Annotated in this window: 1 protein-coding gene; it reads right to left on the bottom strand. The window is 54.1% G+C overall.

Annotated elements, in window-relative coordinates; all coding sequences use genetic code 11:
- Positions 1 to 6,015: amino acid adenylation domain-containing protein (locus ACGF63_RS22080; RefSeq protein ID WP_387633230.1), on the bottom strand; the 6,015-nt coding region annotated here is incomplete at both ends.

Raw genomic sequence — 6,015 nt, 5'->3', positions numbered from 1 at the left:
GACGATGCTGACGCGGATCAAAGCGCCGGGTTAACTGGTCAATGACCGTGCCGTCAGCCGGATTCAGTGTCAGTTCCGTCACCGACAATGGAGCCTGACGCCAGACCACCTGCGCCGGCACTGACAATCCCTGCCAGAGAAAAGCGGTACGCAGAATATCGTGCCGATCAATTATCTGTTGAACCGCCGCCAGATAACGATCCAACAGTGCCCGATTAGCAAAAGCCATCTGCCCCGTTAACAGATAGGGATCACCTTCATTTGCCAACAGATGGTGGAACAAAATGCCATCCTGCAACGGTGACAGCGCATAGATATCCTGAATATTGGCGATTCCCCCCGGCACCTGCCCGACAATGTGGTCAATGTCAGCCTGGGTCAAATCAATCAGCGGCAACATCGCCGGCGTCAGCACCATTGTATCCGGTGTAATACCATTGTCAGGCACTTGAATTTCATTATGCTGAACCAGAGACTGTGCCAAAATACAGAGTGTTGGATGCTGGAATAACGTTTTTACCGATACACTCAGACCGATACGCCGTAATCGTTCAATCATGCGTACAGCAAGCAACGAATGACCACCAAGCGCAAAGAAGCTGTCATGCCGACTAATCTGCGCAACACCCAGTAACTCACACCAGACAGCCGCCAGCATCGTTTCTATCTTCCCTTGCGGGGCTTCATAGACCTGACGGGCAAACGCCGCTTCCCCCGGCGCCGGCAACGCCCGGCGATCCAGCTTGCCATTCGGGGTCTGCGGGAAGCTATCCAGCCGCACAAAGGCCGCCGGGATCATATAGTCAGGTAAAACTGCGCACAGGTGTTCGCGTAAATCAGCAATCAATCGCTCATGCGCTTCCGCCGCCACATAGGCCACCAGCCGTTTGCCCTGTTCATCATCCAGCGCCAGCACCGCCGCCTCTTGCACCGCCGGGTATTCCACCAGCCGGGTTTCAATTTCCCCTAACTCAACCCGGAAGCCACGAATTTTAACCTGTTGATCGTTACGACCGAAGAATGCCAACTCACCATCCGGCAGATAACGAGCTAAATCCCCGGTACGATACATCCGCGCATCGGACACCGGGCTAAAGGGGTCCGGTATAAAACGCTCTTCGCTCAACGCTGGCCGGTTGAGATAACCCCGAGCCACCCCCACGCCACCAATATACATCTCGCCCACGCAACCTGCGGGTACCAGTTCGCCATATTTGTCCAGCAGGTAGATACGGGCATTTTTAGCCGGTCTGCCGATAGAATGGGCATCGTCCGGCGATAACACGTCCTTATAGGTCACCGTCACGGTGTTTTCCGTCGGGCCATAACCATTCAATAACCGGGGCCGGTAGCCTTCCTGTCTAAACCAGTCCTGAATGGCACTCTTTTTCACCGCCTCACCGCCAATGATGATGAGCCGGAGACACTCCGGCAGCAGTGATCCGTTGTCTCTGGCCGCCAGTTCAGACCAGAATAAAGTCGGCAGCGACATCACCGTAATACGATATTGTCGGGTTAAGGCAATAAATTCCGGTATCGAAGCCAGCCAGCTATCATCCCGGATAACCAATGTGGCCCCGTTACATAATGACGAGAAGAAATCTTCTACTGAAACATCAAACGCAAACGCGGCAAATTGCAACACCCGGTCTTGCTCGGTAACGGCATAGGTGTCATTAAAACCCAGATAACGTTGATAAATCGCCTGATGTTCCACCATCACCCCTTTCGGCTGCCCGGTTGAGCCGGAGGTGTAAATCACATAGGCCAGATGCTGCGGCGTTAATGCCAGAACCTGTGGGTTGCTGTCCGGCTGGTCAAGCTGGATATGTGGATCCAGTACCGTCAGCCCGGCCAGTGCCTCATCACCCAATGCCACCTGTCCGGCCGCATCCGCTAATACTACGGACGGAGCGGTATCATTCAGGATATACGCCAGACGCTCCTCTGGGTAAGTTGAGTCCAGCGGCACATAAGCCCCGCCAGCTTTCAGCACCGCCAGCAACGCCACCACCATTGCCGGTGAACGCGCCACGCAAATCGCCACCGGCTGATCCGGTGTTACACCGAACGCAATCAGTTGATGAGCAAGGCGGTTAGCACAAGCATTTAATTCGGCATAACTGAGGGCTTGCTCTTGATACACCAGTGCCGTGGTCTGTGGGGTTTTCTCCACCTGTTGTTCAAACAACTGATGAATACATAACGCCTCAGGATACGGGGTCTCCGTCGCATTCCAGGTTTCCAGCAATAGCTTGCGCTCCGCCGGGGCCAGAATATCAATTTCTCCAATCGGCTGTTGAGGGTTAACCACCATCGCTTGCAGCACCGCGTGCAAATATCCCACCTGCCGCTCCATTGTCGCCGGATCAAACAGGGCGGTGGCATAATTCAACGCCCCCACGATCCGGCCCTCCTCCTCTGACAAGCCCAGTTCAAGATCAAACTTGACAATATCAACGGCTTGATAGACCGGTGAAACGGCCAGTCCCGGTAATTCCCATTCCGAGTTCTCATTGTTCTGCCAGGCAAACATCACCTGGAATAACGGGGTATGCGCCAGTCGGCGTGGCGGTTGCACAATTTCCACCACCTGTTCAAACGGTAAATCCTGATGCTCCTGAGCTGTCAATGCGGTTTGCCGGACTCGCGCCAGTAATTCCGGCACGGTCAGTTCACCGGATAAATCCATGCGCAACGCCAGCGTATTAACAAAGAAGCCAATCAACGGTTCCACTTCCTGACGACCACGGCCCGCGCTTGGGGTACCAATCACCACATCTTCCTGACCTGACAGACGTGACAGAACCACCGCCCACGCTGACAACAGTGTCATGAATAAGGTGGCACCGTGCTGTTCACTCAGACGCTTAAGGGCGGTCGTTAATTCAACATCTAAGTTAACCGGCACGGCATCTCCGGCAAACGACTGCTCCGGCGGACGAGGCCGGTCAGTGGGCAAATCCAACAGAGCTGGAGCATCAACTAGTCTCGCGCGCCAATAATCAGATTGGGACTGTATGCGTTCAGCCGACAGCCACTGACGCTGCCACGCAGCGTAGTCAGAGTATTGAATTATCAACGGTGGTAACGGATCTAACTGTCCCACCAGAAAAGCGGTGTAAAGGGTGCTCAATTCACGCATCAACACGCTGACAGACCAGCCATCAAAAATAATATGATGCAGGGTCAGCAAGAAAACGTGATCATCGTCAGCCCGTTGTACCAAAACGGAACGCATTAATGGGCCACGAACAAGATCAAACGGCGTATTGGCTTCCTGAACACAGAGAGAGGCAAGCTGTGCATCCCCATCAGGCGTGTCACGCAGATCATATTTTTTCATCGGCAAGCCTAATGCCGCCGGCAACAACTCCACCTGTGGCTGGCCGTCAACAGCAACAAAAACAGAGCGCAATGCGTCATGACGGGCAAATAGGGTATCAAGCGCCTGCTGCCAAGCGGTAATATCCAGATGCCCCTGTAGACGCAGCGCCAGCGGAATATGATAGGTCTCACTCACCCCGTCAAACTGGGTCAGGAACCACAGACGCTGTTGCGCAAATGACAGCGGCAATTGGCCCTCACGGGATAGCGGAACGATAGCAGATAATGCCCCGCCCGACGCATCAAATCGGGCACGCATCGCTTCAGCAAAGGCCATCAAAGACGGGAATGTAAACAGCGCGGACAGCGGTAATTCAATCCCTAACGCCGCTATCCGGTTCATCATTCGCACCGCCAACAGCGAATGCCCCCCCAATGCGAAAAAGTTGTCGTACCGGCTAATCCGCTCAATACCGAGTAATTCACACCAAATCGCCGCCAGAGCCATTTCCATTTCTCCCTGGGGCGCTTCGTAAACCTGACGGGCAACGGCTTCATTGTCCGGCGCCGGTAGCGCTTGACGATCCAATTTACCGTTCGGCGTTAACGGAAACGCATCCAGACGCACAAAAGCTGACGGCACCATATAATCCGGCAATAGGGCACTCAGGTAGGTATGCAGACTATTTACCAGCCCCTCACGGGCTTCCGCCGCCACATAGGCCACCAGCCGTTTCTCCTGCCCTTCACCTCGGGCCAACACCGCCACCTCACGTACCGTTGGATATTCTGCTAACCGAGCCTCAATTTCTTCCGGTTCAATGCGGAAGCCGCGGATCTTAACTTGCTGATCATTGCGACCCAGGAATTCCAGATTGCCATCCGGCAGGTAGCGGGCCAAATCCCCGGTTCGGTACATGCGAGCATCCGGGTTATCACTGAACGGATCAACAAGGAAACGCTCGGCGGTCAATTCAGGCCGATTCAGATAACCACAGGCCACGCCATCTCCCCCCACATAAATCTCTCCAACCACGCCTAACGGTACCGGCTGACCACAAGTATCCAACAGATAAACCCGCGTGTTAGCTACCGGCCGGCCGATCGGGATGCGGGCCGCTCCAGATGCTAATGCTGTGACACGGTATGTAGTTGTAAAGGTGGTGCCTTCACTCGGCCCATAGCCATTTAATAGCTGTTGTGGCGGTCTGGTTCGCAGTACCTGACCGATAACATGGGGATCAAGGGCATCTCCGCCGACAATCAGAAGCTTTATCTGTGAAAGAACCGGAGAAAGCTCCGCTGCCAACTGGTTAAACAATCCGACACTCAACCACAGAACAGTGATTCGCTGGACCTGTAAAACCTGTACAAACGCCTGCGGCGTCAACAAAGTAGCATGATCAACAACCACTAACGCACCACCATTGAGCAACGGTGCCCAGACTTCAAACGTGCTGGCATCGAAAGCCGGATTAGCGGCAAAAGCCACCCGATCATCCGGTCCAATTTCAGCATAACTATTATTGATAACCAGCCGGACTACCGCACGATGCGGCACCAACACCCCTTTAGGTGTCCCGGTAGAACCGGAGGTGTACATGATATACGCTAACTCGGTGCTGGAACGCGGTAAGTCAAGGTTAAAGCGATCTTCTTCGTAACCCATGTCCGTCTCATCCGAAAGACGAAGCAGCGGCACAGTCAGGTTCACCGGAATATCCGCCTGTATATCGGTGAGCAGCAATCTGGCGGAACAATCACTGATCAGCCAGTTTTTCCGCTCATCCGGTACACCGGGATCAATCGGTACGTAAATAGCACCGACTTTAAGGATCGCCAATTGGGCTACCACCAGCCCCATCGAGCGCGCGAGCAGAAGCGCAATATGATCACCGGGACAAACTTCCTGTTCGATCAGTTGACGAGCCAGCCGGTTAGCACGGGTATTCAATTCAGCATAACTGAGGGTTTGCTCTTCATGCACTAATGCTATCGCGTTAGGGGTTTTCTCCACTTGCTGTTCAAACAACTGATGAATACACAATGCCTCAGGATAGGCGGTTTCCGTGGCGTTCCACGTTTCCAGCAACAGCCTCCGCTCCGTTTCAGGTAGAATATTCAGTATCCGTACCGGCGTTTCCGGGGCCTGTTCAAGCACCTCTACCAAACTTTCCAATGCCTGCTGCATATAACCGCATAGTCTTTCTGGTTCAAACGGCTGCACCACCTGAGCAGTCAGTCCCAAAGTAGAGCCACCATCCTCCACCGACAGCACAAACGGATAGTTAGTGCGCTCTTGCCCTCCCAAGAACTCAATGCCCTCCACGGCCTCATTCGGGGTCATCGGATTCCCATTATGCCGGTAGTTCAACAGGGTACTAAAGAGCGGAATATCACCCTGTACACTACTGCAACACTGTGCCAACACCAGCGACGCATGCTCATGCACCAGCAATCCAGCCAGCCGGGTATGTGTTGTCTGTACGCTGTCGCGTACCGGGGTATCATTGATATCCAGCCGCAGCGGTAAGGTATTAATAAACAGCCCCATACCACTGTCGGCACCGTCTCCCGCCTGCATACGTCCAAACAGTACCGTGCCGAACACCACTTTCTCCTGACCACTGGTATGTGACAACACCTGGGCCCAGGCCAGATGACACAACGCCGCCAGACTGACGCCCA

Origin of the sequence: Photorhabdus sp. RM322S, assembly GCF_042879395.1 — a bacterium.
Lineage (GTDB): Bacteria > Pseudomonadota > Gammaproteobacteria > Enterobacterales > Enterobacteriaceae > Photorhabdus > Photorhabdus khanii.
The sequence above is the reverse complement of the archived record's forward strand: the minus strand, read 5'-3'. Positions and strand labels throughout refer to the sequence as shown.